Source organism: Treponema denticola (assembly GCF_024400535.1).
Taxonomy (GTDB): domain Bacteria; phylum Spirochaetota; class Spirochaetia; order Treponematales; family Treponemataceae; genus Treponema_B; species Treponema_B denticola_C.
The window spans coordinates 1,018,665-1,045,343 of sequence record NZ_CP038800.1; the positions used below are offsets into that span (position 1 = coordinate 1,018,665).

A 26,679-nucleotide genomic window follows, 5' to 3' on the forward strand; every position below is an offset into this window, starting at 1 on the left:
TAAGCCTTAATTAAAACTTGCTTTAAAGGAGCTTTATCATGAAAAAAAATAAACTTGCCGAGCTTAAAACTTCAATTTCAAATGCAGCCGAAAAGGTGATGGATGAAGTTATCACTATCTGCAATATACCCAGCCCCACGGGCTACACTTGCGAGGCCGCCGATTATGTTCTAAAAAGGCTTTCAGGTTTAGGCTTTAAGCCTTGGCTTACGAACAAGGGTGCTGTTGTCTGTGAGCTTGATAAAAATGCCGAACCTAATACCGGCAAAAAAGGAGATAAGGCTCTTTTGCTTTCAGCCCATATCGATACCCTCGGCCTCTTTGTTAGGCACATTAAATCTTCAGGCCGGCTGCGTACATCCCTTGACGGGGGCTTTCCATACAATTATGTAGAGCAGTCCAACGTAACGGTTATCACAAGAGAGGGGAAAAAATATGAGGGCACTATGAGGCTCACGGAACCCGCCGTTCACGCTTCGCGCGAAATAAACGAGCTGAAAAGAGATGATTCAAATATGGAGCTCGTGCTCGATGAGATTGTAAAATCCCGTGAAGATGTCGAAAAGCTCGGCATCATGGCAGGAGATGTTGTGGCCATTGAATCCCTTGCCCGAAAGGCCGGGAACGGCTTTTTAAAGAGCCGGCACTTGGACGACAAAGCGAGCTGCGGAATGTTCATCTATCTTGCAGAACAGGTTGCAAAGGGAGAATTGAAATTAAAACGCAAGACCTACATTATGTTTACCAATTATGAAGAAATAGGCCATGGAGCTTCTGCAGGACACCCCGAAGGCATAAGCGATATGCTTGCAGTCGATATGGGCGTTGTGGGAAGCGATCTTGATACCGATGAATATGCGGTTTCAATATGTGCAAAGGATTCTTCCGGGCCCTATAACTATGAGTTTACAAGCGAGCTTATCAAAATAGCCAAGGAGATGGAACTGAACTTTGCAGTCGATGTTTACCCCTTTTACGGCTCGGATGCTTCGGCTGCCCTAAGTGCAGGCTATGACTACCGCCATGCCCTTATCGGAACCGGAGTCGCCGCCTCCCACGGCTATGAAAGAATTCATAAACAGGGGCTTGAAAACACTCTTCTTTTATTGACAGCTTATATCTCGGAATAGCTCGATATTAAAATGAAAGAAAAAAAAAGATACAAAAAAACGGATATAGAATTCTCTCAGCCTAAAAAAATTCCATTGATTGTCAGGTTTGTGCTTTGGATAAAGCATATTCCTGCAAGCGATATTTTTAGAATACTGGCAGGTTTTGCATTTATTTTTCTTGTATTGGTTGTAATTATCTTTGTTTCGGAAGCAAACAGTAATTCAAGGATTAACAATTTTTTCGATGCCTTTTGGTATTCTCTTGTAACTATCACAACCGTCGGTTACGGAGACATTACTCCCTCAACAATTTTGGGCCGCTTGGCCGGTATCATTCTCCTTCTTTTTGGAGTTGTAGCTTTTGCAGGAGTGAGCGGAAAAGTTGCATCGTTCTTTTTTGATAGACAGGTAAAAAAGGATAGGGGGCTTATTAGATTGGAAAAGATAAAAAATCATTTTTTGATATGCGGCTGGAAGCCTAACTTTGACAGGATTCTTTTAGGGATTATTTCTTCAAACCCCGATATTCCCATAGACCATATTGTTCTTATAAACAATGCAAGCCCCGAAAATATGGATATAATCAAAACCGACAGACGCTTTAAGGGGCTTATCTATCTATTCGGGGATTATACCGATGAGGCGACATTGCTCCGTGCAAATGTAAGATATGCAGAGCGGGCTCTCATTCTTTCAGACTATTCGCAAAATGCTTCCCCCATGGAAGTAGATTCGCGCACGGTACTTGCAGTTCTCACAATAGGAAGTCTTAACTCCCATATATATACGGCTGCCGAGCTCATCGACTCAAAATTCCGGCAGCACCTTTCCCTTGCTCACTGTGATGAAATTATTTTAAGCACCGATTATGAAAGAAGCATTTTAGTTTCGGCTTCAAGCGGTACGGGGCTTAGCCATGTTTTAAGAGAACTAATCACGGAAAAATCAGGCGAGGGGCTTATCATAAACGATATTCCTTTTGAGTTTATAGGCAAAACCTACCGAGAATACCGCCGAAGCCTTTCTGGCGGCCGCGTTTTAATAGGCCTTTTGGAAAATACGGGGAACTTTTACAGCCGCCGAAAAGAAGCTCTGCACGAGGCTCAAAAAAATCCCAATATTCAGCAGATAGTAAATAACTTAAAAAAGATAAAGCGGCTTAAAAGCAACGAGCCTATTTTGACTCCGCCCGATGAGTATATAATAAAGCCTAATTCCAGAGGTATCTTTGTTTCGGGAAGAAAGCGTACCGACTTTACCCTTGACGGAACGGCTCTTGACGACTCCCAAATTTTAAATGAAGGAGGCGCTGATGACAGATAAAGAAATCATGGAAAAAAAAGATGAAATTCTATCTCTTATATCAAGATTGGAAATATTTTCAGACCTTGCAGGATTGGATTCCGCTAAAGGTTCGGATATCAAAGATAATCAAAATAAGATATTTTTAGAAAAGATTTTTTCCTTTTTAAGCGTAAAAAATTTTACTGGCGGCGAAATTATACTCGATAAAAACGATACGGTAAAAAGCCTTTTTATTTTAGCCAAAGGAGAGGTGCAAATGCTCCGCACAACCCTTGAAGGTTCTCCCTTTGCCTTAAGCAATTTAAAGGCTGAAGAAAATGTTTGCTTTGGAAAGGCCGCCTTGCTCGGCGAAGATTTTCACGGTTCTTCCGTAAAAGCCTTAAACGAGTGCACCGTTTTAGAGCTAAGGTCTCAAGATTTTTTGAGCCTATGCAATGAAATGCCTGCCCAAGGAGCCAAGGTTATTTACCGTATTGCCCGCCGCCTTGCAAAGGCCCTCCAAGAATCTACCAAGGATTCCCTTACCCTCTATCAAGCCCTGCTCGATGAGATAGGGATGCCTTAAATTAGAGAGCCTCGATTTCCGTTTCGGGAAGACCTGTTATTTCTTTAATCAAAGCTATATCAAAGTTTTTTTGCTTCATAAGTTTGGCCGTTTCTTTCTTAGTTTTATAAGCTCCTCTATCCATGGCGTCCATTTCAAAAGTAGACATTAATCTATATTCTTGCCTTGCTTGTTCGTTTTGTTTTATTGCTTGTATCATTTCTTCTATCCTCCTTGTAAATTCACTTTTTGCTTTACCTGTTTTAAGGTACTCTAAAAATTCTTTTAATTCTTTGTCTTCAGTGTCCTTAAAGGCCTCTGCGTTTATTATAATCTTTTTCGTACCGTCTTGTAAAGATATATTTTTATCTTCAAGACAGATCTTTTCAAAGGTATAAATAGGCCTATTTTTACCTATGGCATCAAAAGTACAGATAAAAATTATAAAACAATCATTTAAATTATTATAGGAATTTCCCTTATCTAAGAATGAAATATCTATGGCAGCTTGGTAAAACCTCATTCGTTTCGGGATATTGCGTTCATTGCTTACCTGCATTTCAATATCATAAAATTTACCGTTTTCTGTTTGTACAAGAACATCAAATCTTACTGACTTTGCCTGTTCATAGTTTTTAATATTATGTTGTACTGAGATATAAGTAATTTTACCTATTGTGCCGGCCAGTATCATTTCAATAAGTCTTTTGCATAAATCCGGATTTTGCATAACTTTACAAAACATAAAATCGTCTGTAAATGTTAAATCTTCAAATCTTTTGATCATTTGTGTTCTCCTAATTTTTTCACATTTCCCCTATAAAAACCTTTTGTAGCAAATATCAATTTGCGAAAAAAGTGTTTTCCGTGCTTTTGCAACGAAGTGAAAAAGCACATATAATAATGCGATGTTTGCCGAAAGGCAAACTCGGCTGATAAACAGTGAGGCTGAATTCCTGCCGAACTGTTTATCATACCCTCCACATTATATTTATAGGGATTATTTAAAAAAAAAGAGTAAATTTATAAAAATTCTTTGCGGCCTTTGCGCTCCCTGCGGTTAAATTCCTCCCCTATAAAAAATTCCTCCCTTTTCAAAGCTCTAAAAAAGGTGTATAATCAAAGATATGGCTAATGATATGCAAAATAAGGAAAGGGAGCTTTTAGCTGCCGTCGATTACATTTTAAACAGGGCAGGGGAGAGGGAAATAGAAGTTATTGCTGCTGCCTTGAAGAGGAAAAAAAATGAGGCTTCGGCGGCAAGTCCGCTTGCAGCTATAAATCCTGAAAACATGGCAAAACAAATGTCCGAATCCATCAACAAGTCGATTCAGGCAAGTCTCGAAGGTGTGCGCCATACCTTCCGCGATTTTGCAGCCGATATGCTTTTAAAAGAAGCTCCCGATCTTTCCGAAGATCAGATGAAGGCTCTTATCGATTCGTGGATTCCCGAACAAGGCTCCTATGACGGCTCAATAAAAAGCCTTACAAAAAACGGAAAAGTTGACGGCATTCCTGCCGATGTATTATATGGAATGATTTTGCAATTTGTATCTTACAGCATTGGCGAAATGAGTGCAAAAGAAAACGATGAGCTAAAAACTACGATGGGAAATTGGACAGAAAAATACTGGAGCCGTTTTCCTATGAGAATAAAACAGGAGATAAAAAGTTTTATCAAGGGAGAAATCACATCGGGTGAATTCAGAAAGAATATAACTGTTTTGATTTCTTAAAATAGGAAATATTAAGATGAATAAAATAAACAATATCGAATTTTATGAAGGAATAGACGATATATTCGGTAAGGCTGGTGAACTGCAAAAACAAATTGCAATAAAAAAAATTACCGAAATGGAAGAGTCCTTAGAAAAACTTGAAGAAGAGTTATCGGATATCATTGAGGCTCATTCAAAAATACTTACGGCGAATTGAGGATACCTATATGAAAAAAAACTTAACACGATTTTACTTATTGCTCTATCTTATTTTTTTTAATCTTTCGGGTATTTATTCCGAGCTTTATTTTGAATCTGCCGATATAAATGCGGAAAGCGATATCTTATTTGATATAAAAACGGATTTTGTTGAAAAATATTCTTATAAAACCCTTTTTAAGTACTCTAATGAAAAAAATAAAATTGAACAACTTACTTTTTTTCCCGAGAAATTACAGCTTTTCGGAAATAATAGATTCTTACAAATCTCTAACCGTTTCGGTATAGTGAATTTAGATCTTAATTCAGGGATGATTGATTCTAACATGGACTTTGAGCCTCTTTCTGCAGCTAATTCGGCAAAGATAGGAGCCTTAAACAATGTACAGTCAAGCCCTGACGGAAGATGGTTCACCATGATAGAGCCGTCTTCTCTTGTATACGGCCGGCTTATATTGGTTGATAGACAGACCGGACGCAAATATGTTTTGAGCGAAAAAACCGTCCGCAACGCTTTTCCTGTTTCTTGGTCACCTGACTCAAAAATTATTTTATATGAAGATAACTCAATAATTTATTTTGCACGGCCTGAATGGTTTTCGGCAGCTTCTTTTCCTGATACGGCATTTAGAAAATTGGCTTCAGGAATGGTAAAGACTCTAAAATGGATCTCCCCTTCAGAATTTATATTTTTATCTGGAAATGCTTTTTACAAGGTGTCCTCTACCGAACTTTTTACAAAAGCGTTTTATGGCCCTCTTTTTTCTGTAGGTAAGCTTATAGCAAAAATACCTTCAGACTTTTCACCTGCCGTTGATTCTATTTTTATATCGCCGGACGGAAAAACTGCCGTATTTTTTAAAGGTAAAAGGAATGTATATTATATAAAACTGGATGGAGATGACTATATAAGTGCTCATTCTTCCGATACCATTCCTTATTTATTGCTTCCCGGAAATATAGCTGAGATTTCCGTTTATTGGAAAAATAATCTTCCGATTGTTTTTGCGGAGGGGATTGTGAACGGTTCGAGAATTTTAAGTGCTTGGCAGCTTTTAAATTCTCCGGATCGGTTTGAACGCCTGCCTGTAAAAGAAAACTCTTTTCTGCTGGCTGCCTCGCCGAATTTTGAGATTGCAGCTTTTGAGGAAGCTGACGGGATTGTTTTTTATGATACCTCACTCACAGACGAAAAGGACTTGTGGAAAAAGCTCACCGTTTTTTCCGACGAAAAAATAATCTCAGCTGTTTGGAAAAATAATTCTACCGTTTTTTTGGGCGGTGAAAACTATATTTACGAGTATGAAATTGATAAAAACTTTTTACCCGGAATAAAGAAAAAGCTTTTTGTTTCTTCAATAAAAGATTATAGCTGGTCCGATTCCGGCAAAGAAATTTTGATACAGCCTAAGGACTCGGAAGTTCTGCAATATACTGAAAACTTGAAGTGGGTGCTTTCTGCAAAAAAAATAATGCAAAAGAAAAACACAAATACCTCGGACAGAATTTATATCGACTCTAGTTCAGGTTATTTTAATAATATGATTTATATACGCAAGCTTAAAGATTTTATGACCCGTCCTCTTTTAGAAGATGCTGTTTTTTTTAAAGATTATTCTCAAAAAAGAATCCCTTCCGAATACGGAAACTCTCTATCCGTTTTTTCTCATGGAAACCGGAGCGGAAAAAAACAGGTTGCTCTGGTATTTGATGCTATGGATAATATGGATGGTATAGCCGATGTCCTTTATATCTTAGAAAGAAATAATATAAAATCTACTTTTTTTATAAATGGAGAAGCAATGCGTCAAAATCCAAATGCCGTAAAGGAAATTGTAAAAAGCGGTCATCAGTGCGGTTCTCTTTTTTTTACAACTTGGAATTTAAATGACTCAGGGTACATAATTGATGAAGATTTTATAGTTCAGGGCCTGGCGAGAAATGAGGATGATTTTTATTCCCTTACAAATTCTGAATTATCTCTTATATGGCATACGCCTAATTATATATCATCCTCTATGTTTGTAAATGCCGGAAAAAAAGCCGGTTATACTTTTATTTCACCGGACATGCGTTTGGCGGATTGGATTAATTCGGATGAAAAGTCTTCGGTTCCTTCTCTTTATAAGTCTTCTGCAGAGCTTATTGAAGATATCTGTGATACCGTCTTTGTAGGTTCTATAATTCCTATTCGAATAGGTAAGACCTCTTCGCCGAGAAATGATTATTTATATCATAATTTGCAGCTTTTAATAGATGTTTTAACCGAAATGGGCTATTCTATTACGGATATTAAGACTATGATGGACTCATAAACTTTTTGACTTCTTATAAAAGAAACAATCCCCAAAATCTTATAGACTTTGGGGATTATTTTTTAGCTTATCAAAATTGTATTATTTAAAATTTTTTATATGCTTGTGAAGGATCGAAAAGACCTGACCTCTTTTCTCCCTTGATGCTTGGTATTGTTAAAATAATATCCGGCTCTACCCAGTTAGGATTCGCGGGATCGGGAAGTTTTTCTTTGTTGGCTTCATACAGTTTTCGCCACATAAATGGATTTCCGTAAATTTCTTTTTTACCTGCGATATTCCATAAACAGTCCTTTTCCCCTCTCCATGTGCGTATTCTATATTCAGCGGGAAGTTCGGCAAGCCCTGTGTTGTCTTTTCCCTTAACTACACCAAGGGCATCTAAGACCCGTTGAGCACAGACAATTGCAACATCATAGTTTTCGTTATCGAATGCAATACTTCCTGCATTTAAGGCTTCTTCTGCCGTTTTATAGGCTTCAGGGTATTTTTCTTCAGCACCGTTTGTCTTTGCCCAGTTAAATCTGGTACGGGCCTTATTCATTTCCTGTTCTGCTTCGACTTTTGCAAGCATCCTTTGAATAAAGTCTGCCGACTGCTGTGCATAACTTTCTGCAAGTTTGGCATATTCTATGGCTGCATCATAATCGCCTTCATCATAAGATTTTGCTGCAAGCTCCGTATAGGCTCGGCTCTTTCTTTGATATTCATTGTCATCATAGGACACGGAAAAAATAGGCATTAAAAGCGATAAGAATATTAAAATTATGATTACTTTTTTCATTATAGTCCTCCTTGTCTTTTTGCGGACTTACCGCCGTTTCCCTCGTTACTTGTGTTTATGTTTTCAACGGGGGGTGAGGTTTCGGGTGTAGATACATTTTGTAAATCAAGCTCTCCATCGGTAAATCCCTCTCCGGCTTCTATTAAGGGGGCCTCTTTATCGGCTTCTAAGGCTAGGTTCGAGCTTTCCTGCTGTCTTTTTGCTGCTTCAGCCATTGCTTTTTCAGCTTCAGCTCTTTTTGCAGAAACTTCTTCATATAGTTTTGCAAAAAGATCTGCCGATTCGGTGTAAATTTTATATGCTTCTTTATAATTGGCTCTATCTGCAGCCGTTTTTCCTTTGTTAAATATTTTTACAGCCTTATTATATTCCTCTTTTCGGCTTCTTGCGGCCTTTATGGAGTCGCAATCTTCTTTATATTCTTTTGCTGAAGCACCGGCTGCATTTGTAAATTCAAGATAACCCCTGTTTACAACTTTTTTATAAAATTTTAAAGCATCTTCAGAAGCTTCTTTTGCCAGTTTATGATCCAAATTGTAGTGTTCGACAGCATTGAGTGAAAATTTTTCGGCTTCAACATAATCGTCCGGTGAAAACCTTGCAAAACTATTGTCTTCTATTTCTTTTCTTAGGCTTGAGGCCTCCATTAAGTTGGAAAGAGTATCATATCTTACAATAGCTTCATTATATTTCTCGATTGCGCCTTTTAGATTTCCGTATGAGGCATCAGCTTCAGCCTTTTGCCTAAGGTCTTCTGAAAATTTAAAAAAATCGGCATAAGACTTGTCGGCTCCAAGCGATACGGCTCTTCGTTTTGCCTTATTAACCTTTCCGTTTTCACTCCTTAATAACTTAAGTTCTGCAAGGAGAGGATCTTCTTTAGGTTTAATAAGTTCAGCCTTAGGCTCTTCCTGCTTTACAGTATCTGCTTTTACTTCTTCAGTTTTTGCAGGTTCCGGTTTGGTGATGATATCTTCCGTTTTTTGCTTTGATGCGCATGAAAAAAACAAAAGCGTCATAAGGGCAAACAACACAATAAGTAATTTGTAATTTTTGTTCATTATTACCTCCTGATTTAAGTAATGATACTCTTTTTTAACCCTTTTTTCAAGTATTTATTTTTTTTATTTAATTTTAAAATTTTACTATTTATTACAAAAAATAAGTATAAGAATTATAGAGGGGTGTGAATATGAGAAATATTATTTTACAAACAGATCAAGAAGATTGCAGTGTCGCATGTATTGCGAATATATGCAGGCACTATGGGAAGCCTATCGATATCTGCAAGATAAGAGAATTGGTTGAAACCGGTAATAAAGCAAGTTCGGGTTTAGGCATAATTAATGCTGCCGAATCTTTAGGTTTTTCATGCCGAGGCGCCGTGTCGGAATCAAAAAAGGTTCCTAAAAATATACCGATGCCCTTTATTGCTCATGTTATGAGGGGGAAAGAGAATTATTATCTTGTGGTTTATAAGGCAGATTCAACTTATGTCTATCTGACAGACCCTGCTATGGGTTACCAAAAAGTTAGAGCGGAAATTTTTAAAAGAAATTGGACAGGAGTCTTTTTTATACTTGTACCTGATACGGACCTTTCTAAAAAAGAGGTTTCATCAAATATTCTTTCGCGTTTTTTACCTATTTTAAAACGGTATAAAAAAGCTGCGGCTCAAATCTTTTTGGCGAGCTTGGTTTTGTCTTTTTTAGGTATAATAAGTGCCTTTTATTTTAGATTTTTAATTGATGAAGTTCTAAGTGCTAATTTAAAAGATGCCCTTACTAGTTTTTCGATAGGTTTTTTTGCAGTAATAGTTTTTCGCGGAATGTTGGGTTTGGCTCGAAATCAATTATTGATGAGTATGAGTTATAAAATAGATACGGTTTTATTGTACCGTTATTTTGAACATGTGCTTCACTTGCCCATGCGCTTTTTTACAGGAAAAAAGACCGGAGAAATTCTTGCAAGGATGAATGATACGGTTACTATAAGACAGCTTATTTCTGCAACTGCTTTGACCGTGCTTTTAGATTCATTAATGCTGATTTTTGGTGCAGTTTTTCTAATTTCTCTAGGCTCTAATTTATTGGCTGCGGCTCTTATTCCGGTTATAATAAGTGCCGGATTAGTATGGCTTTATACAAAGCCTTATCAAATAAGAATAAAAAATAGGACTATGGCAGAAGCGGACAAGCATTCCTGTATTGTTGAAAGCTTAAATGGAATTTCTACTATAAAAGCCCTAGCTGCGGAATCGAAAGCTCTTGAACGGGCTGAATTCAAAATAGTAAAGGCTATTCAAAAGGGAATCAGCTTATCTTCTTTTTCGAACTATCAAAATAGTCTTCAAAATTTTATAGGAAGATGCGGAACCTTGGCCATATATTGGTTAGGCAGCTTAAATATCTTAAACGGATCAATGTCTTTGGGGCAACTGATTTCCTTTGTAATTCTTTCAGGTTATTTTTTAGATCCTTTAGCCCGTCTATTGACTCTTCAGCCTCAGCTGCAAGAAGCATATGTTGCTGCTGAAAGGCTTTCGGAAATTTTTGATGAAAAAACTGAAGATGATTTAGATAAGGGAAAAATAGAATTGGATGGTCTTGCCGGCAAAATTGATATAAAAAATTTATCCTTCAGTTATGATTCCAATAAAAAAAATTTAAATAATATAAATCTGACTATAAATGCCGGCGAAAGAGTCGCTTTTGTAGGTGCTTCAGGTTCCGGGAAAACGTCCATTGCCAAACTTTTAATGAAATTTTATTTGCCGCAAGAAGGAGATATTTTTATAGATAACATCAATCTTAAAGATTTAAAAACCGGCTCTTACCGCAAACATATAGGCTATGTTCCTCAGGACATCCTCTTGTTTTCTGGTACGATAGCAGAAAACATAAATTGGAGTTCAGGGAACAGCGATTATAGGCGGATGATTGCAGCTGCTGAAGTTTCGAGAGCTTCTTCATTTATAGATGCTCTTCCAGACAGATACAATTCTCTTGTAGGGGAACAAGGTGCAACCCTTTCAGGAGGAGAAAGACAGCGTATTGCAATTGCCCGCATCCTTTTGCACAATCCATCCATGCTAATTTTAGATGAAGCTACTTCCGCCTTGGATGGAATTCTGGAAGCGGAAGTTTTAAATACCCTTAAAGAAATCACTGTAGGCCGAACATTGATAATAATAGCTCACAGATTAAGCTCCATCAAGGACTGCGATAAAATCTTCGTGTTCGATAAGGGCGAAATAGCCGAGGTAGGAACACACGCAGACTTGCTTGAAAAAGACGGGGTTTATTCACGGCTCTGGGAAACACAAAACAATGTGGAGGAGGTTGTTGCATGAAATCTATCTTGTATCTTGAGGATTTAACTTATACAGGCGAGGTGCTGCAAGAACAAAATGCAGGAATTTTCAGTTCCGTAATTTCAATTATCTGCCTTCTTGCTCTTTGTACCGTCTTTTGGCTCATTTTAGGAAAAAAAGAAGAGGTTGTAAGGGCTTCAGGTATGGTGCGTCCTATAGAAAATGTTTCCTTTGTAAAAACTTTTACGGCAGGAAAGATACAAAACATTCACTTTACATCAGGCCAATATGTCGAAAAAGGGACTATTCTTTTAAGCATTGACAACACAGTTGCTCAAAAGGAAAAGCAAAACCTTGAAAGCCTGATTTTTAAAACCGAACAGAAAATTAAGGATGCAGATGCATGCATTAAAAGTGCAGAAAAGGACTTAATGCTTGTGCCGTTTAAAAGTGAAATAGCTTATAAACGGATGGAAAATTATTTTTCTGTAAAAACTAATTTGGAAAAAACGCTTGAGCTAAACCTCAGGGTTTTTGAAGAAGAAAAGTCTCTTCCATATTTTAGTTTGTCAAATCAAAAACTTGAACTGCTTAATTTAAATCTTGAAAAAAGCAGAAGGGACTTGGATCAGTATAAAAATTCTTTTTTTCATTCTCTTCTCAGTGAAAAAGAGGCTTTAGAGTTTCAAAAAGAAAATTTAAAGACATCCCTTTTTAAAGTAGAAGAAAGTTTAAAACTTTTTAATCTCTATGCTCCGATTTCAGGAGAAATAGAAGAAATTTCATCCCTTAACTGCGGGGATAATGTTTTTAGCGGTCAAGAAATATTAAAAATTGTGCCTTCCTCAAGTGAAAATATTAGGGTTGTGCTAAGACTACCTTCTTCAAAGGCCGGGCTTATAAGAGAAGACATGAAGGTCCGTTTAAAATTTCCCGCTTTTCCGCACCATGAATTCGGCAGCCTTGACGGGCAAGTGGAAACAATTCTTCCCGATGTTTTTTTAGGAGCAAAAAGTTCCGAATATGCAGTATTTGTAAAATTGGATGGAAATAGCTTGCCTGATAAAAAGGGTATAGCTCATTTTCTAAAAGTCGGATTGGACGCCGAGGCATCAATAATCACCGAAACAGGTTCTATCCTGTCATTTATATTAAAAAGATTGGAGGTAAAATGAAAAAACTTGTATTAAATATAATTTTTGGCTTTATTTTATTTTCAGCCCATACTGAAGTAAAAAAGGAGGTTGGAATAAACGAATTTTTTGAGAGGGTAAATCCCCTGATCGAAAAAAATCATCAGTATAAAAAAATGGAATTAGGTTTTAAATTAAATGAGATGGGGACTTTTTCGGAGTTTACAAAGTGGCTGCCTTTCCCTTATCTTGATTTAAATAGTGCTGTTTCAGGTGTTAAGCTGGATCAACATTATAAGCGCCTTGATCTTGCTTCTTCCTTATGGATTGGTCAAAGGATTCCATTGGGTATAGACCTTAAGCTTGCCGGTAAACAGTCATGCGGAATATTTTTTGATAATAAGCCTGAATATTCTTACAGCTTTAGTTCTTCTGCAGATTTAAATATTCCCCTTTGGTTTATGGCTCCTTCTATTCTGTCTGATTTTATAAAACAGGATTTCGGACTTTATAAAATGAAAAAGCAGCTTTCCGTGCTAGAAAAAGATAAAGCAAAGAAGACCTTGATTATTAAAATACTTTCTGCTATAGGTTCCGAAAAAATTTTAAAGAAAAAGATAGAACTCTTGGAGAATGTTCAAAAATGGAACATTGAAGAAACTGCAAAAAACGAAATTTTATTTTCTCAAGGAAAGCTGTCTGTCTTGGACTTTTCCGAAAAAAATTAAAAGATCCGGCAAGAAGAAATTTTGCTTTTTCAAACAAAACAAATCTACGAAGTTCTTATGGGCGAAATAGAAGCTATGGGATTGAGTTTTAGAGATTTGAGCGAAGATATTAATTCTTGGCTGACTTTTTTTGAAAATTTTGCTTTTTATCTTCAAAAAGAAGCTCCAGCCGAGGATGAGCTGAGTCTTTTACAGCATGAAATTTCGTGGATGCAGTCGGTTCAAAATTTTAATACAAGGATTCCAAGGCTTTTTTTATCGGTCGGTGCTGATGTTGTTCCGTCTAAAGAAAATTATCCCTCTTTTCCGGCTGCTTTTACCGGGTATTGGAAGGATGATCCTAGGCTAAAGTGGTCGGTATCTATGAATTTAAGAATAAACCTCTCTCCCTTGCATGATGATTTTAGACTGAATAAGAATTTTAAAATTTTAAAAGAGATTAACTCTTTGGATGAAAAATTTTTAAGGCACAGTATTGAAGAAGGAAAAAATAATGGGTTAAAAAATATAGAAAAATCCCTATTTCTATCCGAAATGTCAAAATCTGTCCTTGAAATTCAAAAAAACTACTTTACCCTTGCTGAAGAGCTTTATAAACAAGGTAAGAGCAGTATTCACGATTTATATGCTGCAAAAAATCTCTTAGAAGAAACCGAAATAAATTATTACGCTGAAAGATTATCGTATATTTTGAAGGTTTTGAATTTTTATAACTTTTAGAGGCTCCGGCCTCTTTTAAATTTACTTTTTAAAATCTCAGGCATTTCTTTATTAAGGAATGTCTGATTTTATTTCTAATTTAGTTAAAATTCTATAATCAAGCTATTGACAAAAAGAAGTCTATTTGGTAAAATGCTCGAACCTATTTTATGGGTATTTTGCTCCTGTAGCTCAGTCGGCAGAGCACAACCATGGTAAGGTTGGGGTCAGCAGTTCAATTCTGCTCGGGAGCTTTTCAGAAAAGACCTATAATTTTGCGGAGGGTAAGATAATGGCTAAAAAGACAGCTGTAGAGCTCATAGCTCTTCAATGCAGCGAATGCAAAAGAAAGAATTATACTACATCTAAGAACAGAAAAAATATTCAGGGTAAACTTGAACTTATGAAGTATTGTTCTTTTGATAGAAAGCATACATTGCATAAGGAAACAAAGATAAAGTAGCCGAATGAATCCGCTGCCGTTTAGGTAACGGATTTATATTTAATTAGGTCAGTAGCTCCAATGGTAGAGCGTCGGTCTCCAAAACCGAATGTTGAGGGTTCGAGTCCTTCCTGGCCTGTAATTTTAAAAACGAGGTTTTTATGGCTAAGATTGGAACTTTTTGGAAAGAATGTATAGGAGAGCTTAGAAAGGTTGTATGGCCGACAACTGCGGAAGTATGGTCTTCTGTAAAAGTTGTTTTGGTTTCTACTCTTATAGTGGCTGTTTTTCTCGGCGGTCTTGATGCTTTCTTTATAGCTTGTGTAGGTTGGATTTTTTAAGTAATGGCTAAGGCTTGGTATATTCTTCATACCTATTCGGGTTATGAGAATAAAATTGAAAGAACAATACGTACTCTCATCGAAAAAGGAATTATTTCTGCAGATTTTGTTACAGATATAAAGATACCTGAAGAGCTTGTAATCGAAAATAAGGGCGGAAAAAAACGCAATGTTAAACGCAAGTTTCTTCCCGGTTATATGCTTATTGAAATGAATTTGCCTGATGTGGGTTGGAAAAGTGTTTGTTCTGAAATCAGAAAGATTCAGGGTGTTACGGGCTTTTTGGGAACAGCGGGAAATGAAAAACCTCAGCCTATTTCTCCAGATGAAGCTAAAGAAATACTGCAAAAAACCGGCGAAATTAAGGGCGATAAGAATATCCGCGTTATTCAGAATTTCAGTGAAGGACAGCATGTTAAAATTATCGAAGGTGCTTTTGCCTCATTTACCGGCGTCATCGATGAAGTTATGGCAGATAAAAACAAGTTAAGAGTTATGGTAGCAATTTTCGGCCGGACAACCCCGGTTGAAGTCGAAATGTCTCAAGCGGAAATCATTTAAGGTTTAAATAAGTGCGGTCTTTTGCCCGCACTTTAATTGTATATTACGGGAGGAGGGTAGACCTCCGTTTGTACCGGAAGGAGAGAAGATGGCAAAGAAAAAGGTTGTGACACAGATTAAACTTCAGTGTCCGGCAGGAAAAGCAACTCCTGCACCGCCTATAGGCCCGGCTCTAGGCCCGCACGGTGTAAGTGCACCCCAGTTTGTACAGCAATTTAATGACCGTACAAAGTCCATGGAGCCCGGTTTGGTTATCCCCGTTGTTATCACGGTATATGCAGATAAGAGTTTTACTTTTATCCTCAAAACACCGCCCGCATCGGTTTTAATCAAAAAAGCCTGTAAGATTGAAAAAGGTTCTGCCACGTCGGTTACTGCAAAAGTTGGAAAACTTTCAAAGGCCGCATTGGAAGAAATCGCAAAAACAAAGATGCCCGATATCAATGCAAACGACATTGAAGCTGCAAAGAAAATCATTGCAGGAACTGCACGAAGCATGGGTGTAGAGGTGGAGCGCTAGTATGAAACACGGAAAAAATTACAAAAATGCACTTGCAAAGTATGATTCTACAGCATCCTACGAGCTTCCCAAGGCTGTTGATATTGTCAAAGAGCTTAAATACGCCAAATTCGATGAAACAGTTGAAGTTCATGTAAGTTTGACCCTTGGTAAGGGACAGAGCGTTAGAGATACCCTTGTTCTTCCCCACCAGTTTAGGGGCGAAAAAAAAGTTTTGGTTTTTTGTACGGACGATAGAGTAAAAGAAGCTCTTGACGCAGGAGCTGCTTATGCCGGTTCTACGGAATACATTGAAAAGGTAAAGGGCGGTTGGCTCGATTTTGATATCGCGGTTGCTACCCCCGACATGATGAAGGATGTAGGACGCTTGGGTATGGTACTCGGCCGACGAGGTTTGATGCCTAACCCCAAGACGGGAACGGTTACTACGGATATTGCAAGCGCTATAAATGAGCTTAAGAAGGGCCGTGTAGAATTCCGTGCCGACAAGGGCGGAGTTGTACACCTTCCCATAGGAAAAATCTCTATGGATTCTTCTAAGATAGTTGAAAATATACAGGCTCTTATCAACGAAACGATGAGAAAAAAGCCTGCTGATGCAAAAGGCGACTATATCAGATCCGTATCGATTAGTTCGACAATGGGCCCCGGCGTTTGGGTTGATTATAAGGTAGGAGAGTAAAATGGCATTAAGAACAAAAAATCCGAATCGCCAAAAAACCGAAGCGATTGAAAGCATCAAAAATGATGTAAAAGCCTCCTCCGCTTTTATTTTTACCGAGTACAGAGGTTTAAAAGTTGAGCAGATTACCGAGCTCCGTAAAAAGCTCAGGGAAAATGCTTGCACATACAAGGTTGTACGCAATAATTTTGCACGTATTGCTTTTGAAGATGCCGATATTAAGGATGTAGATTCTTGGTTAACCGGACCTACAGCCTTGGCTATGATTGCAGAAGATGCAAACCTTGCTGCTAAGACCTTGTTTGAATATGCAAAAGATGCACCCGCTCTTATAATTAAGGGTGCAGTGGTTGACGGTGAAATTTATGATGCCAAGCAAATTGAGGCATTTTCAAAGCTTCCCGGCAAAAAAGATCTTATTGCAATGTTTATGTCTACAGTCAATGCTACAACTTCTAAGTTTGTACGCACCTTACAAGCGATTGTGGATAAGGGCGGCCCAGAGGGCGGTGCCCAAGGCGCAGCTCCCGCAGAAGCAAAAGCTGAAGCTCCTGCTTCAGAGGAAAAAGCGGCTGAACAGCCAGCAGAGTCTGCTCCCGAAGCAGCTCCTGAGGCTTAAAACAAGCTTTCGGATATTTCCGAAAGTAGTTAAGCAGTCAGGCTTCAAAAGCTGACCCCCTGTCTGCTTAAGGTGCATTGAGCACAAAAATCTAACTTTAAGGAGAAGATAATATGGCAGCATTAACAAATGAACAAATTATTGAAGCAATCGGCGAAAAAACGATTCTCGAACTTTCTGAGCTTATCAAAGCTATGGAAGAAAAATTCGGCGTAACAGCCGCTGCTCCCGTTGCAGTAGTTGCAGGCGGAGCTGCAGCCGGCGGAGCCGCTGAAGAAGAGAAAACAGAATTCACTGTTACTCTTAAAGGTCTTTCCGACCCCGGTAAAAAGATCGGCGTTATCAAGGAAGTTCGAAACGTTATTCCCGGTCTCGGCTTGAAGGAAGCTAAAGAGCTCGTTGAAGGAGCTCCGAAAGTTCTTAAAGAGGATGTTTCTAAAGAAGAAGCAGCCAAAATTAAGGAAGCTATTACGGCAGCCGGCGGTGAAGTTGAAATTGCTTAATAAGCAAAATACCGGCTTTATGCCGGACATTGTTATGCTTCTTCCAAAGAGAAGCATAACATTATAAACAATAAGTTTTCTCTAAGACTTCCTGTTGGAATTTCAGGAAGTCTTTTTGTGATTAAATATAAAATTGGGGGTAAGGGATGTTTGCAAGAGGCCAAAAGATAGATCGAAGGTATTACGGTAAGGATGTTCCGAATTTTATGGAGCTTCCTAACCTTATAGATATTCAGATTCAATCTTACAATAAATTTTTAAATAAAGAAAAAAAGACAGATACGGCCGAGATTGAGGGTTTAGAGTCGGTTTTTAATACAACATTTCCGATTGAAAGTATAAATGAAGACATGGCTTTGCAATATCTTTCCTATTCTCTTGATTATGACAGTATTAAATTTTCTGAAATTGAATGCAAACAAAAGGGCTTGACATATTCTGTTCCCTTAAAAGCCGAAATAGACTTATTTTTTAAAGAAACTAAGGAAATACGCCGCAAAAACATTTACATGGGCGATATTCCTCTAATGACGGAAAGAGGAACCTTTATTATCAACGGAGCTGAACGGGTTGTAGTTTCTCAGATTCACCGTTCTCCAGGTGTAATCTTTTCGCATGAAAAGGGCGTTTACTCAAGCCGTATTATTCCCTACCGAGGAACATGGCTTGAATTTGAAATAGATCAGAAAAAAGAGCTTATCTACGCAAAGCTCGACAGTAAAAAGCGAATTTTAGGTACGATATTTTTACGTGCTCTCGGATATGACACAAGAGAAAAAATTATCGACCTTTTCTATAAGACCAAGACGGCAAAAATATCTTCGGACAGGGCTGAGTATGAGGAGTTAATCGGTCAGGTACTGGCTAGGGATGTCTTTGTTAAGGGTGAAGACGGCGAAAAACGTAAGATGCATCAAGCCGGTGAAAAAATTCATCCTCACAACATAGATGATTTAATTCAAAATGACGTTAAAAAGATAACGATAATCGACTTTAAAGGAAAAGACTCTTTAGATTCTCAGATCATCATCAACTGCTTTGAAAGGGAAGAAATCAAGTATACTCCCGATCCGGCCGTAAACGATGAGCCTACAGTTGAAGATGCCTTAAATGCAGTTTACAGCGTTATCCGCCCCGGAGATCCTATAACCTATGAAAATGCAAAAGAAGATCTGCACAATATGTTCTTTACGGCCCGCCGATACGACATAGGCAAGGTCGACCGATATAAATTAAACAAAAAATTTGACTATCCGGATGATGTGCAAGGTACAACCTTAATTGAAGAAGACATATTTAAAACGATGAAACTTTTGATCAAGGTTTACATAGGTGAAGAAGCCATTGACGATATTGACCACTTAGGAAACAGGAGAATTAGGTCAGTCGGCGAAATTATGACCGATGTTCTAAAAAAAGCCTTCTCCAGAATGGAGAGAATTGCCCGCGACAGGATGAGCTCTAAGGAAATGGATACCATCAAACCTCAGGACTTAATTTCCATTAAGCCCATCGTTGCAGCTATCAAAGAATTCTTCGGAGCAAGCCAGTTATCCCAGTTCATGGATCAGGTAAACCCCTTGGCAGAGCTTACTCATAAGCGCCGTCTTAATGCCTTAGGCCCCGGCGGTCTTTCACGCGATAGGGCAGGCTTTGAGGTACGAGAAGTTCACTATACCCACTACGGAAGAATGTGTCCTATCGAGACCCCTGAAGGTCCGAACATCGGTCTTATCGTTTCTATGGCAAACTATGCCCGTGTAAACGAATACGGCTTTTTGGAAGCTCCCTATGTAAAGGTTGTAAACGGGGTTGCTACACGCGAAATCGAATACTTGTCCGCAATGGATGAAGACAAGTACTTTATAGGTCAGGTTTCTTCCGCTATCGGAAAGGACGGAAAGATTAATACGGATCAAGTTTCGTGCCGAAGGCTTGGAGACTATACTTCAAGAAGCCCGAAAGATATCCAGTATATGGATGTTTCGCCAAAACAGATTATATCCGTTTCGGCTTCTCTAATTCCCTTCCTTGAACATGACGACGCTAACCGTGCCCTCATGGGTTCTAACATGCAGCGTCAGGCCGTACCTCTTGTTTTCCCCGAACCTCCGCGAGTCGGAACCGGTATGGAAAAAAAGTGCGCCTATGATTCGGGTGTTTTGATTAAGGCAAAAAGATCGGGAAAGGTTGAGTTTGTTTCTTCCGATACGATTATCATAGCCCCCGGAAAGGGAAAAAATAAAGAAGATAAGGACGAATACACTCTCTTAAAATATCAAAGGACGAACCAAGAAACCTGTTACCATCAGCGCCCCATCGTCAATGTAGGCGATACGGTTAAGGAAGGACAGCCCATAGCTGACGGTCCTGCAACCTATAACGGAGAATTGGCCCTAGGCCGAAATATCCTCGTAGGATTCGTTCCTTGGAACGGTTATAACTACGAAGACGCTATCTTAATTTCACGCAGGGTCGTAAAAGAAGATATGTTCACTTCTATCCATATAAAAGAGCTTTCAACCGATGTTCGGGAAACAAAGCTGGGTGCCGAAAAGATGACCTGCGATATTCCGAATAAGTCCGAAAAGAGCTTGGATGACCTCGACAGCGAAGGTATTATCCGCATAGGCTCTAAGGTAAAGCCCGGCGATATCCTTGTCGGAAAGGTTACTCCTAAGAGCGAAAGCGATACAACCCCCGAATTTAAGCTCCTTAATTCTATCTTCGGTGAAAAGGCTAAGGAAGTTCGGGATACCTCCCTGCGTGTTCCCCATGGAACCGAGGGAACGGTTATCGATGTTCAGCGCTTAAAGAGGGATCAGGGAGATGACTTGAGCCCCGGTGTAGATGAAGTTGTAAAGGTCTTGATCGCAACAAAACGAAAACTCCGCGAGGGAGATAAAATGGCAGGCCGCCACGGAAACAAGGGTCTTGTAGCCAGAATTCTCCCCGAAGAAGATATGCCCTACATGGAAGACGGAACGCCTCTTGATATTTGTCTAAACCCGCTCGGTGTTCCTTCTCGAATGAACATCGGCCAGATTTTGGAATCGGAGCTGGGCCTTGCAGGATTAAAGTTGAATGAGTGGTACGAGTCTCCGGTTTTTGAGTCTCCCAGTATGGAACAGATTGAAGCAAAACTTAAAGAAGCCGGCTATCCTACCAGCTCTAAGGTAAAACTCCGAGACGGCTTAACCGGCCGCCTCTTTGAAAACGAGGTATTTGTCGGGGTTATCTACTTCTTAAAGCTGGCTCACTTGGTAGACGACAAAATGCATGCCCGATCAACAGGCCCCTATTCTCTTGTTACCCAGCAGCCCTTGGGCGGTAAGGCTCAATTCGGCGGTCAGCGCTTGGGAGAAATGGAAGTTTGGGCACTTGAAGCTTACGGTGCAGCTAACACCTTGCAGGAACTTATTACAATCAAGTCCGACGATATGCACGGACGATCTAAAATATATGAATCCATCGTTAAGGGCGAGCCTTCAAGCTCTGCCGGTATTCCCGAATCCTTTAACGTATTGGTACAGGAATTAAGAGGTTTAGCTCTCGACTTTACAATCTATGATGCAAAGGGTCAGCAGATTCCTTTAACCGAAAGAGATGAAGAGCTAATTAAACGCGAAAAAACAAGTACTAACTTTTAACGGAAGTAAGGAGAGGGAAAGATTATGAGAGATATACAGGATTTTGACAGCTTGATGATAAGGCTTGCTTCACCCGACACTATAAGGGCTTGGTCCTATGGGGAAGTCAAAAAGCCTGAAACAATCAATTACCGAACCTTGCGTCCGGAGAGGGACGGTTTATTTTGCGAAAGAATATTCGGAACCACAAAGGAATGGGAATGTTTTTGCGGAAAGTTTAAATCAATCCGTTATAAGGGCGTTATCTGCGACCGCTGCGGTGTTGAGGTTACTCACTTTAAGGTCCGCCGTGAACGCATGGGACATATAGAACTTGCAGCTCCCGTTTCTCATATTTGGTATTACCGCTCGGTACCTAGCCGAATGGGACTTTTGCTTAACCTACAGGTTGCAGCCCTCAGGTCTGTTTTGTACTATGAAAAATACATCGTTATAGATGCAAACGATACCGACTTGGAACCCATGCAGCTTTTAACCGAAGATGAGTACAGGGATGCCCACGAACGCTATGGAGCCGCCTTTACTGCCGGCATGGGAGCAGGGGCTATTAAAACCCTTCTTCAAAACATAAATTTAGATGAGCTTGCTGCCCAGCTTCGTGCTAAGATGATTGAAAAAGGTGCAAAAAGCGATCAACGCCTTTTGCGTAGAATCGAAATAGTCGAAAATTTTAGAGCATCGGGCAACAAACCCGAATGGATGATTCTTGATGTTATTCCGGTTATTCCTCCGGATTTACGCCCCATGGTTCAGCTTGACGGAGGCCGCTTTGCAACCTCCGACCTCAATGACTTGTATCGAAGGGTTATTCACAGAAACAGCCGTTTGAGTAAGCTCATGGAATTAAAGGCCCCAGATATTATTATCAGAAACGAAAAGAGAATGCTCCAAGAAGCGGTTGATGCCTTATTCGATAACTCAAAGCGCAAAAAGGCTATTAAGGGAGCTTCAAACAGACCTCTAAAATCTATTTCGGATCTTTTAAAGGGAAAGCAGGGAAGGTTCCGCCAAAACCTATTAGGTAAGCGTGTCGACTATTCAGGCCGATCCGTTATCGTTGTAGGCCCTGAGCTTAAACTTTGGCAGTGCGGTCTGCCCACTAAGATGGCCTTGGAGCTGTTTAAGCCCTTTATAATGAAAAAACTTGTTCAAAAGGAAGTTGTTTCCAATATTAAAAAGGCAAAACTCCTTGTAGAACAGGAAGCTGCTGAAGTTTTTGCAGTTCTTGACGAGGTTGTAAGCGAGCATCCGGTTCTTTTAAACCGTGCTCCGACCCTTCACAGGCTTGGCATTCAGGCCTTTGAACCCGTTTTGGTAGAAGGAAAGGCTATCCGCCTCCATCCTCTTGTATGTAAGGCCTTTAATGCCGACTTTGACGGCGACCAGATGGCTATCCACGTTCCGCTTACTCAGGCGGCTCAAATGGAGTGCTGGACACTGATGCTTTCAGCCCGAAACCTTCTTGACCCTGCAAACGGAAAAACAATAGTTTTCCCGACACAGGATATGGTTCTGGGCCTTTACTATCTTACAAAGGAAAGAGCTCTGCCTGAGGGTAAAAAAGAGCGCCTTTATTCTTCCGTTGCAGAAGTTTTGATGGCCGCAGAATGTCATGCTGTCGGCTGGCAGGAACCCGTTTTAATCGACTATGAAACGGAACCCGGCAAGATTGAAACCGTAAGGACTACACCGGGAAGGATTTTATTTAATGAAGAAATGCCCGAAGGCGTTCCCTTTACAAATGATGCTTTAAACGATAAAAAAATACGAAAACTTATAGAAGAGGTCTTTAAGGATAAGGGGCCATGGCTGGCTGTTCAGCTTTTGGACAAGCTCAAGGCTGTCGGTTATAAGTATGCCACATATTTCGGGGCGACTTTGAGTATGGAAGACATGATTATTCCTCCTGAGAAGGCCGGAATGCTCGAAAAAGCCAACAAAGAGGTTTTGGAAATCTATAACCAGTATAAGGGCGGCCACATTACCCAAGAAGAGCGCTATAACCGTGTGGTTGACGTTTGGCAGAAGACAAACTCCAATCTTAAAGAGATTCTTATGAACCGTCTGCAAGAAGATAAGGGCGGATTTAACACCATCCACATGATGGCTACATCGGGTGCCCGCGGTAATAAGGATCAGATAAATCAGCTTGCCGGAATGCGAGGACTTATGTCCAAGCCTACGGGAGACATCATCGAACTTCCGATTAGATCGAACTTTAAAGAAGGCTTAAATGTTATGGAATTCTTTATTTCGACTAACGGTGCCCGAAAAGGTTTGACCGATACGGCTCTTAAAACATCTGACGCAGGTTACCTGACCCGCCGTCTGGTTGATATTGCCCAAAACGTAGTTGTAAACGAAGAAGACTGCGGTACCATTAACGGTATCGAATATGCCGCAATTAAACGCGGAGACGAAATCCGCGAATCCTTGAGCGAGCGTATTGCCGGAAAATACACTCTGGAAAGGGTTATTCACCCCATTACGGGAGAGCTTCTTATCGATGTAAACGAATATATTACCGATGAAACAGCTAAGAAGATAGAAGAAGCCGGTGTTGAAACCGTTAAGCTCCGCACCGTTTTAACCTGCGAATCCAAGCACGGTGTTTGCGTAAAATGTTACGGACGGGATCTTGCCCGAAACAGGATTGTCCGAATAGGGGAGGCTGTAGGTATTATCGCAGCCCAGTCCATCGGTCAGCCCGGTACTCAGCTTACGATGCGTACATTCCATGAAGGCGGTACGGCTTCTAAAAATGTTGAAGAGAACAGAATCGTATTTAACGATTATTCTATCATCGTTCGCGGTATAAAGGGGTCTTATGTAACCCTTAAAAACGGCCACTTCCTCTTTACAAGAAAGGGCGAGTTTACCTTCAGCAGGGTATTGAACGAATATGCTCTTAAAAAAGGTGAAACAGCTCTTGTAAGTACAGGCACAAGGGTAGTAAAGGGTAATCCTCTTTATACATTAAAGAACGGAAAGGAAGTGCTTTCAGAAAATATAGCCATTGCCGAGGTCAGAGATAATATTATCTATTTGACAGGTCAAGAGCAGACAATAGAGATAAGAAACGGTTCAGAGGTTATAGTAAAAGAAAATGATGTTATAAAGGCCGGAGAAACGGTCGGTACCTTCGACCCCTTCGCCGATCCTATTTTAGCTGAATATGACGGCTTTGTCCGCTTTGAAGATATTCTTCCCGGTACAACCCTAAAAGAAGAAGCAGATGAAGAGACAGGCGTTGTCGAAAAGCGAATAAGCGACGCTCACTTTGATAAAATGCAGCCCCGTATCTTTATCTCAGATGAATCGGGTAACCCCGTAGGTGAGGACTCTTACTTCCTCCCCGGAGGTGCTCAGCTTTTGGTTGAAGAAGGTCAGGAAATTAAGGCCGGTGCAATCCTTGCAAAGATAGCAAAAGAGTCGGTAAAGACAAAGGATATTACAGGAGGTCTTCCTAGAGTTTCGGAACTCCTTGAAGCCCGCAGACCAAAGTCCCCAGCCGTTCTTGCCGCTATAGCAGGTGTTGTTACCATAAAGAAAGGCTTACTCAAAGGCAAGAGAACTATTGTGGTTAAAGACGAATACGGTCATGATGTAAAGCACTTGGTCCCTATCGGAAAGAGAATGCTTGTCCGTGACGGAGATACTGTAAAAGCTGGAGAGCCCTTGTGTGACGGCAGCTTTGATCCGCATGATATTTTAAATATCCTCGGTGAAAATGCTCTTCAAAACTACTTGATGAAGGAAATCAAGGAAGTTTACGATGCTCAGGGTGTTACCATCAACGATAAACATGTGGGTATAATCGTCCGTCAGATGCTCCGAAAGGTAAAGATTGTTTCGGTTGGAGATACCAAGTTTATCTTTGACCAGCAGATAGATAAATACCGCTTCCATGAGGAAAATAAGAGGGTTAAGGAAGAAGGAGGTCAGCCTGCAGTTGCCCGTCCTATGTTCCAAGGAATTACAAAGGCAGCCTTAAACATCGACTCCTTTATTTCTGCCGCTTCTTTCCAAGAAACCACGAAGGTTCTTACAAATGCCGCTATTGCAGGCTCTTCGGATGAGCTTCGCGGTCTAAAAGAGAACGTAATTATCGGCCACCTTATTCCTGCCGGAACAGGGATGAAGCAGTACCGAGATATTAAACTTTTCGATAAAAACAAGAGCGACTTGGATATTCAGATGAACGAAATCCTTGAACGCCGAAGACTTGAAGCGGAAGCTGCTCAAGCCCTTGAAGAAAAAGAACTTATCGAAGAAGAAAGCTTTTTGGATGATCTCTAGGATTAGGGGAGGAAGGACACCCCGACAGAACAGGTTTGCCTTGAAGCTGCGCTGGCTGTACCTTTCCTCCCCTAAAACCCCTCCTTCCTTTTCCGTCTGCCAAAGGGCTTGCTGCCCTTTGGAATCCCGCAAATTATCATAGGATTTAGGTTACTCTTTGGTTGAGATTGAAACAAAAGGATTAAAGTAAATTCAAAGATTGGGAAGTAATTTTTTTTTCAGCATTGACATATTTGAGGTTTTAAAGTATTATTATAAAAGAAACTTATCTTAAGGAGTTTTTATGAATAAAGTCAAAGTAATCGGTGTTGTAAAAGCTTACGCAATAACAGCCCTTTTTATTATTTGTATCGGCTGCCGATCTTTTTCCGGTTCGGACGAAGTCATTAAAGGAAACGGAAAGATGGAAACTAAATCATTCCCTGAAAGCGGTTTTAATACTGTTTGCATCAAGGGCGGTTGGACTGCCGATATACGGTATAGCGAAACCTTTTCCATTCAAATTGAAACGGATGAAAATATTTTCCCCTATTTGGATATATCTCTTACAGGTACCACTCTTAACATCGGTTTTAAGTCTGGATACAGATACAGCATATCACCGACTCAGTGTAAAGTTTCTATCACAATGCCTGCTTTAATAAAGTTGCAGACGTTCGGTTCACTTACAGCTGTCATTTCATCATTCAATATGCCTGAAGATTCAATGTCGATAGATATCTCAGGCAGCGGTAATATTACCGCACGCGATATTACGGTAAACACTCTAAAAGTGGACGTATCCGGCTCAGGCGATTTTTCCGCAACAGGGAAAGCTCAAAATATAAACGCTGTTATTTCCGGTTCCGGAGACATAAAAACAACCGATTTTGAGACCGAAAAGGCGGATATTTCAGTTTCAGGCTCCGGTTCTGCAAAAGTATGGGTTATACGGCATTTAAAAGCCGATATAGGCGGCTCCGGTTCCATCCGTTATAAGGGTAATCCTGTTGTTGAGACTAAAAGTTCAGGCAGCGGCCGCATATCTTCTCTTTAAAAAGTTATGAAGGCTTATTTTTGACAATGCAGATGGCATTGTCAAAAAACGCTGTCGAGTTTGCCTTTCGACAAACATCGCTTTATTGTATGCCGTTTCTCACTGACGTTACGAAACGGCGAATTGAACAGCTTCCAAAATTGATATTTTGTTCAG

The 26,679-nt window shown here is 39.8% G+C and carries 23 protein-coding genes and 2 tRNA genes; 22 read left to right on the forward strand and 3 right to left on the reverse strand.

From position 1 onward, the window contains the following. Nucleotides 1–38 precede the first annotated feature (38 nt). The 3 genes from E4N78_RS04610 to E4N78_RS04620 are packed head-to-tail and all read left to right on the forward strand — an operon-like array spanning nucleotide 39 to nucleotide 2,982. The gene (locus E4N78_RS04610; RefSeq protein WP_255811877.1) at nucleotides 39–1,130 is read left to right on the forward strand and encodes a M42 family metallopeptidase; all 1,092 of its coding nucleotides are present in this window, start codon (nucleotides 39–41) and stop codon (nucleotides 1,128–1,130) included. 12 nt (nucleotides 1,131–1,142) lie between these two features. Beyond that, nucleotides 1,143–2,435 (forward strand): potassium channel family protein, encoded by a 1,293-nt coding sequence (locus tag E4N78_RS04615; RefSeq protein WP_255811878.1) that lies wholly within the window; start codon nucleotides 1,143–1,145, stop codon nucleotides 2,433–2,435. Then, complete coding sequence (locus E4N78_RS04620) at nucleotides 2,425–2,982, forward strand: cyclic nucleotide-binding domain-containing protein (RefSeq protein ID WP_255811879.1); 558 nt, start codon at nucleotides 2,425–2,427, stop codon at nucleotides 2,980–2,982. The genes E4N78_RS04615 and E4N78_RS04620 overlap by 11 nt, the downstream gene beginning before the upstream one ends. Before the next feature lies 1 nt (nucleotide 2,983). Here E4N78_RS04620 and E4N78_RS04625 read toward each other — a convergent pair whose 3' ends face one another. Further along, nucleotides 2,984–3,748, reverse strand: a complete 765-nt coding sequence (locus tag E4N78_RS04625) for an Rpn family recombination-promoting nuclease/putative transposase (protein WP_255811880.1) — start codon at nucleotides 3,746–3,748, stop codon at nucleotides 2,984–2,986. A gap of 340 nt (nucleotides 3,749–4,088) precedes the next feature. On the opposite strand from E4N78_RS04625, the gene E4N78_RS04630 reads away from it, so the two are divergent. The 3 genes from E4N78_RS04630 to E4N78_RS04640 are packed head-to-tail and all read left to right on the forward strand — an operon-like array spanning nucleotide 4,089 to nucleotide 7,213. Next, nucleotides 4,089–4,697, forward strand: a complete 609-nt coding sequence (locus E4N78_RS04630) for a hypothetical protein (protein ID WP_255811881.1) — start codon at nucleotides 4,089–4,091, stop codon at nucleotides 4,695–4,697. Nucleotides 4,698–4,713: 16 nt separating this feature from the next. After that, a complete protein-coding gene (locus E4N78_RS04635) occupies nucleotides 4,714–4,896 on the forward strand; it encodes a hypothetical protein (RefSeq protein ID WP_255811882.1) in 183 nt (60 codons plus the stop codon). Between the two features lie 10 nt (nucleotides 4,897–4,906). Next, nucleotides 4,907–7,213 (forward strand): polysaccharide deacetylase family protein, encoded by a 2,307-nt coding sequence (locus E4N78_RS04640; protein WP_255811883.1) that lies wholly within the window; start codon nucleotides 4,907–4,909, stop codon nucleotides 7,211–7,213. An 85-nt stretch (nucleotides 7,214–7,298) separates the two neighbouring features. Here the strand turns inward: E4N78_RS04640 and E4N78_RS04645 are convergent, their stop codons facing one another. Next, on the reverse strand, nucleotides 7,299–7,997 hold the full coding sequence (locus E4N78_RS04645; protein WP_255811884.1) for a LysM peptidoglycan-binding domain-containing protein: 699 nt from the start codon (nucleotides 7,995–7,997) through the stop codon (nucleotides 7,299–7,301). Next, nucleotides 7,997–9,058 (reverse strand): hypothetical protein, encoded by a 1,062-nt coding sequence (locus tag E4N78_RS04650; protein ID WP_255811885.1) that lies wholly within the window; start codon nucleotides 9,056–9,058, stop codon nucleotides 7,997–7,999. The genes E4N78_RS04645 and E4N78_RS04650 overlap by 1 nt, the downstream gene beginning before the upstream one ends. Nucleotides 9,059–9,189: 131 nt before the next feature. Here E4N78_RS04650 and E4N78_RS04655 point away from each other — a divergent pair, with 131 nt between their 5' ends. The 16 genes from E4N78_RS04655 (at nucleotide 9,190) to E4N78_RS04730 (ending at nucleotide 26,523) form a co-directional block, all read left to right on the forward strand. Further along, on the forward strand, nucleotides 9,190–11,349 hold the full coding sequence (locus E4N78_RS04655) for a peptidase domain-containing ABC transporter (RefSeq protein WP_255811886.1): 2,160 nt from the start codon (nucleotides 9,190–9,192) through the stop codon (nucleotides 11,347–11,349). Further along, complete coding sequence (locus tag E4N78_RS04660; protein ID WP_255811887.1) at nucleotides 11,346–12,485, forward strand: HlyD family secretion protein; 1,140 nt, start codon at nucleotides 11,346–11,348, stop codon at nucleotides 12,483–12,485. The genes E4N78_RS04655 and E4N78_RS04660 overlap by 4 nt, the downstream gene beginning before the upstream one ends. Beyond that, on the forward strand, nucleotides 12,482–13,171 hold the full coding sequence (locus E4N78_RS04665) for a hypothetical protein (protein WP_255811888.1): 690 nt from the start codon (nucleotides 12,482–12,484) through the stop codon (nucleotides 13,169–13,171). The genes E4N78_RS04660 and E4N78_RS04665 overlap by 4 nt, the downstream gene beginning before the upstream one ends. Before the next feature lie 21 nt (nucleotides 13,172–13,192). Beyond that, a complete protein-coding gene (locus E4N78_RS04670; RefSeq protein ID WP_255811889.1) occupies nucleotides 13,193–13,891 on the forward strand; it encodes a TolC family protein in 699 nt (232 codons plus the stop codon). Between the two features lie 160 nt (nucleotides 13,892–14,051). Beyond that, nucleotides 14,052–14,124: transfer RNA gene (locus E4N78_RS04675), tRNA-Thr, on the forward strand. A 38-nt stretch (nucleotides 14,125–14,162) separates the two neighbouring features. Next, the gene (gene rpmG, locus E4N78_RS04680) at nucleotides 14,163–14,333 is read left to right on the forward strand and encodes a 50S ribosomal protein L33 (RefSeq protein ID WP_044977405.1); all 171 of its coding nucleotides are present in this window, start codon (nucleotides 14,163–14,165) and stop codon (nucleotides 14,331–14,333) included. Nucleotides 14,334–14,378: 45 nt separating this feature from the next. Then, nucleotides 14,379–14,451, forward strand: a tRNA-Trp gene (locus E4N78_RS04685). A gap of 22 nt (nucleotides 14,452–14,473) precedes the next feature. Next, nucleotides 14,474–14,653 carry a preprotein translocase subunit SecE gene (gene secE / locus E4N78_RS04690; protein ID WP_255811890.1) on the forward strand — a complete coding sequence of 60 codons (180 nt, stop codon included), beginning with the start codon at nucleotides 14,474–14,476 and terminating at the stop codon, nucleotides 14,651–14,653. 3 nt (nucleotides 14,654–14,656) lie between these two features. After that, nucleotides 14,657–15,214, forward strand: coding sequence for a transcription termination/antitermination protein NusG (nusG, locus tag E4N78_RS04695; protein ID WP_255811891.1), 558 nt, complete (start codon nucleotides 14,657–14,659; stop codon nucleotides 15,212–15,214). A gap of 88 nt (nucleotides 15,215–15,302) precedes the next feature. Continuing rightward, nucleotides 15,303–15,734, forward strand: coding sequence for a 50S ribosomal protein L11 (gene rplK, locus E4N78_RS04700; RefSeq protein WP_002667599.1), 432 nt, complete (start codon nucleotides 15,303–15,305; stop codon nucleotides 15,732–15,734). A 1-nt stretch (nucleotide 15,735) separates the two neighbouring features. Further along, the gene (rplA, locus tag E4N78_RS04705; protein WP_255811892.1) at nucleotides 15,736–16,416 is read left to right on the forward strand and encodes a 50S ribosomal protein L1; all 681 of its coding nucleotides are present in this window, start codon (nucleotides 15,736–15,738) and stop codon (nucleotides 16,414–16,416) included. A 1-nt stretch (nucleotide 16,417) separates the two neighbouring features. Continuing rightward, nucleotides 16,418–17,035: a 50S ribosomal protein L10 gene (rplJ, locus tag E4N78_RS04710; RefSeq protein ID WP_255811893.1), complete on the forward strand. Its 618-nt coding sequence runs from the start codon at nucleotides 16,418–16,420 to the stop codon at nucleotides 17,033–17,035. A gap of 113 nt (nucleotides 17,036–17,148) precedes the next feature. Next, nucleotides 17,149–17,538 carry a 50S ribosomal protein L7/L12 gene (gene rplL / locus E4N78_RS04715; protein ID WP_255811894.1) on the forward strand — a complete coding sequence of 130 codons (390 nt, stop codon included), beginning with the start codon at nucleotides 17,149–17,151 and terminating at the stop codon, nucleotides 17,536–17,538. A gap of 146 nt (nucleotides 17,539–17,684) precedes the next feature. After that, a complete protein-coding gene (rpoB, locus tag E4N78_RS04720; protein WP_255811895.1) occupies nucleotides 17,685–21,188 on the forward strand; it encodes a DNA-directed RNA polymerase subunit beta in 3,504 nt (1,167 codons plus the stop codon). 24 nt (nucleotides 21,189–21,212) lie between these two features. Further along, a complete protein-coding gene (rpoC, locus tag E4N78_RS04725) occupies nucleotides 21,213–25,487 on the forward strand; it encodes a DNA-directed RNA polymerase subunit beta' (protein WP_255811896.1) in 4,275 nt (1,424 codons plus the stop codon). Between the two features lie 283 nt (nucleotides 25,488–25,770). After that, complete coding sequence (locus tag E4N78_RS04730) at nucleotides 25,771–26,523, forward strand: head GIN domain-containing protein (RefSeq protein ID WP_255811897.1); 753 nt, start codon at nucleotides 25,771–25,773, stop codon at nucleotides 26,521–26,523. Nucleotides 26,524–26,679: the final 156 nt, after the last annotated feature.

Bases quoted from the DNA above. Each gene is read 5' to 3' on its own strand.
- rpoC (WP_255811896.1), top strand. From the start codon at position 21,213: ATGAGAGATATACAGGATTTTGACAGCTTGATGATAAGGCTTGCTTCA.
- E4N78_RS04635 (WP_255811882.1), top strand. From the start codon at position 4,714: ATGAATAAAATAAACAATATCGAATTTTATGAAGGAATAGACGATATA.
- secE (WP_255811890.1), top strand. From the start codon at position 14,474: ATGGCTAAGATTGGAACTTTTTGGAAAGAATGTATAGGAGAGCTTAGA.
- rplK (WP_002667599.1), top strand. From the start codon at position 15,303: ATGGCAAAGAAAAAGGTTGTGACACAGATTAAACTTCAGTGTCCGGCA.
- E4N78_RS04615 (WP_255811878.1), top strand. From the start codon at position 1,143: ATGAAAGAAAAAAAAAGATACAAAAAAACGGATATAGAATTCTCTCAG.
- rpmG (WP_044977405.1), top strand. From the start codon at position 14,163: ATGGCTAAAAAGACAGCTGTAGAGCTCATAGCTCTTCAATGCAGCGAA.
- rpoB (WP_255811895.1), top strand. From the start codon at position 17,685: ATGTTTGCAAGAGGCCAAAAGATAGATCGAAGGTATTACGGTAAGGAT.
- E4N78_RS04665 (WP_255811888.1), top strand. From the start codon at position 12,482: ATGAAAAAACTTGTATTAAATATAATTTTTGGCTTTATTTTATTTTCA.
- E4N78_RS04630 (WP_255811881.1), top strand. From the start codon at position 4,089: ATGGCTAATGATATGCAAAATAAGGAAAGGGAGCTTTTAGCTGCCGTC.
- nusG (WP_255811891.1), top strand. From the start codon at position 14,657: ATGGCTAAGGCTTGGTATATTCTTCATACCTATTCGGGTTATGAGAAT.
- E4N78_RS04650 (WP_255811885.1), bottom strand. From the start codon at position 9,058: ATGAACAAAAATTACAAATTACTTATTGTGTTGTTTGCCCTTATGACG.
- rplJ (WP_255811893.1), top strand. From the start codon at position 16,418: ATGGCATTAAGAACAAAAAATCCGAATCGCCAAAAAACCGAAGCGATT.
- E4N78_RS04730 (WP_255811897.1), top strand. From the start codon at position 25,771: ATGAATAAAGTCAAAGTAATCGGTGTTGTAAAAGCTTACGCAATAACA.
- E4N78_RS04625 (WP_255811880.1), bottom strand. From the start codon at position 3,748: ATGATCAAAAGATTTGAAGATTTAACATTTACAGACGATTTTATGTTT.
- E4N78_RS04660 (WP_255811887.1), top strand. From the start codon at position 11,346: ATGAAATCTATCTTGTATCTTGAGGATTTAACTTATACAGGCGAGGTG.
- rplA (WP_255811892.1), top strand. From the start codon at position 15,736: ATGAAACACGGAAAAAATTACAAAAATGCACTTGCAAAGTATGATTCT.
- E4N78_RS04655 (WP_255811886.1), top strand. From the start codon at position 9,190: ATGAGAAATATTATTTTACAAACAGATCAAGAAGATTGCAGTGTCGCA.
- E4N78_RS04620 (WP_255811879.1), top strand. From the start codon at position 2,425: ATGACAGATAAAGAAATCATGGAAAAAAAAGATGAAATTCTATCTCTT.
- E4N78_RS04640 (WP_255811883.1), top strand. From the start codon at position 4,907: ATGAAAAAAAACTTAACACGATTTTACTTATTGCTCTATCTTATTTTT.
- rplL (WP_255811894.1), top strand. From the start codon at position 17,149: ATGGCAGCATTAACAAATGAACAAATTATTGAAGCAATCGGCGAAAAA.
- E4N78_RS04645 (WP_255811884.1), bottom strand. From the start codon at position 7,997: ATGAAAAAAGTAATCATAATTTTAATATTCTTATCGCTTTTAATGCCT.
- E4N78_RS04610 (WP_255811877.1), top strand. From the start codon at position 39: ATGAAAAAAAATAAACTTGCCGAGCTTAAAACTTCAATTTCAAATGCA.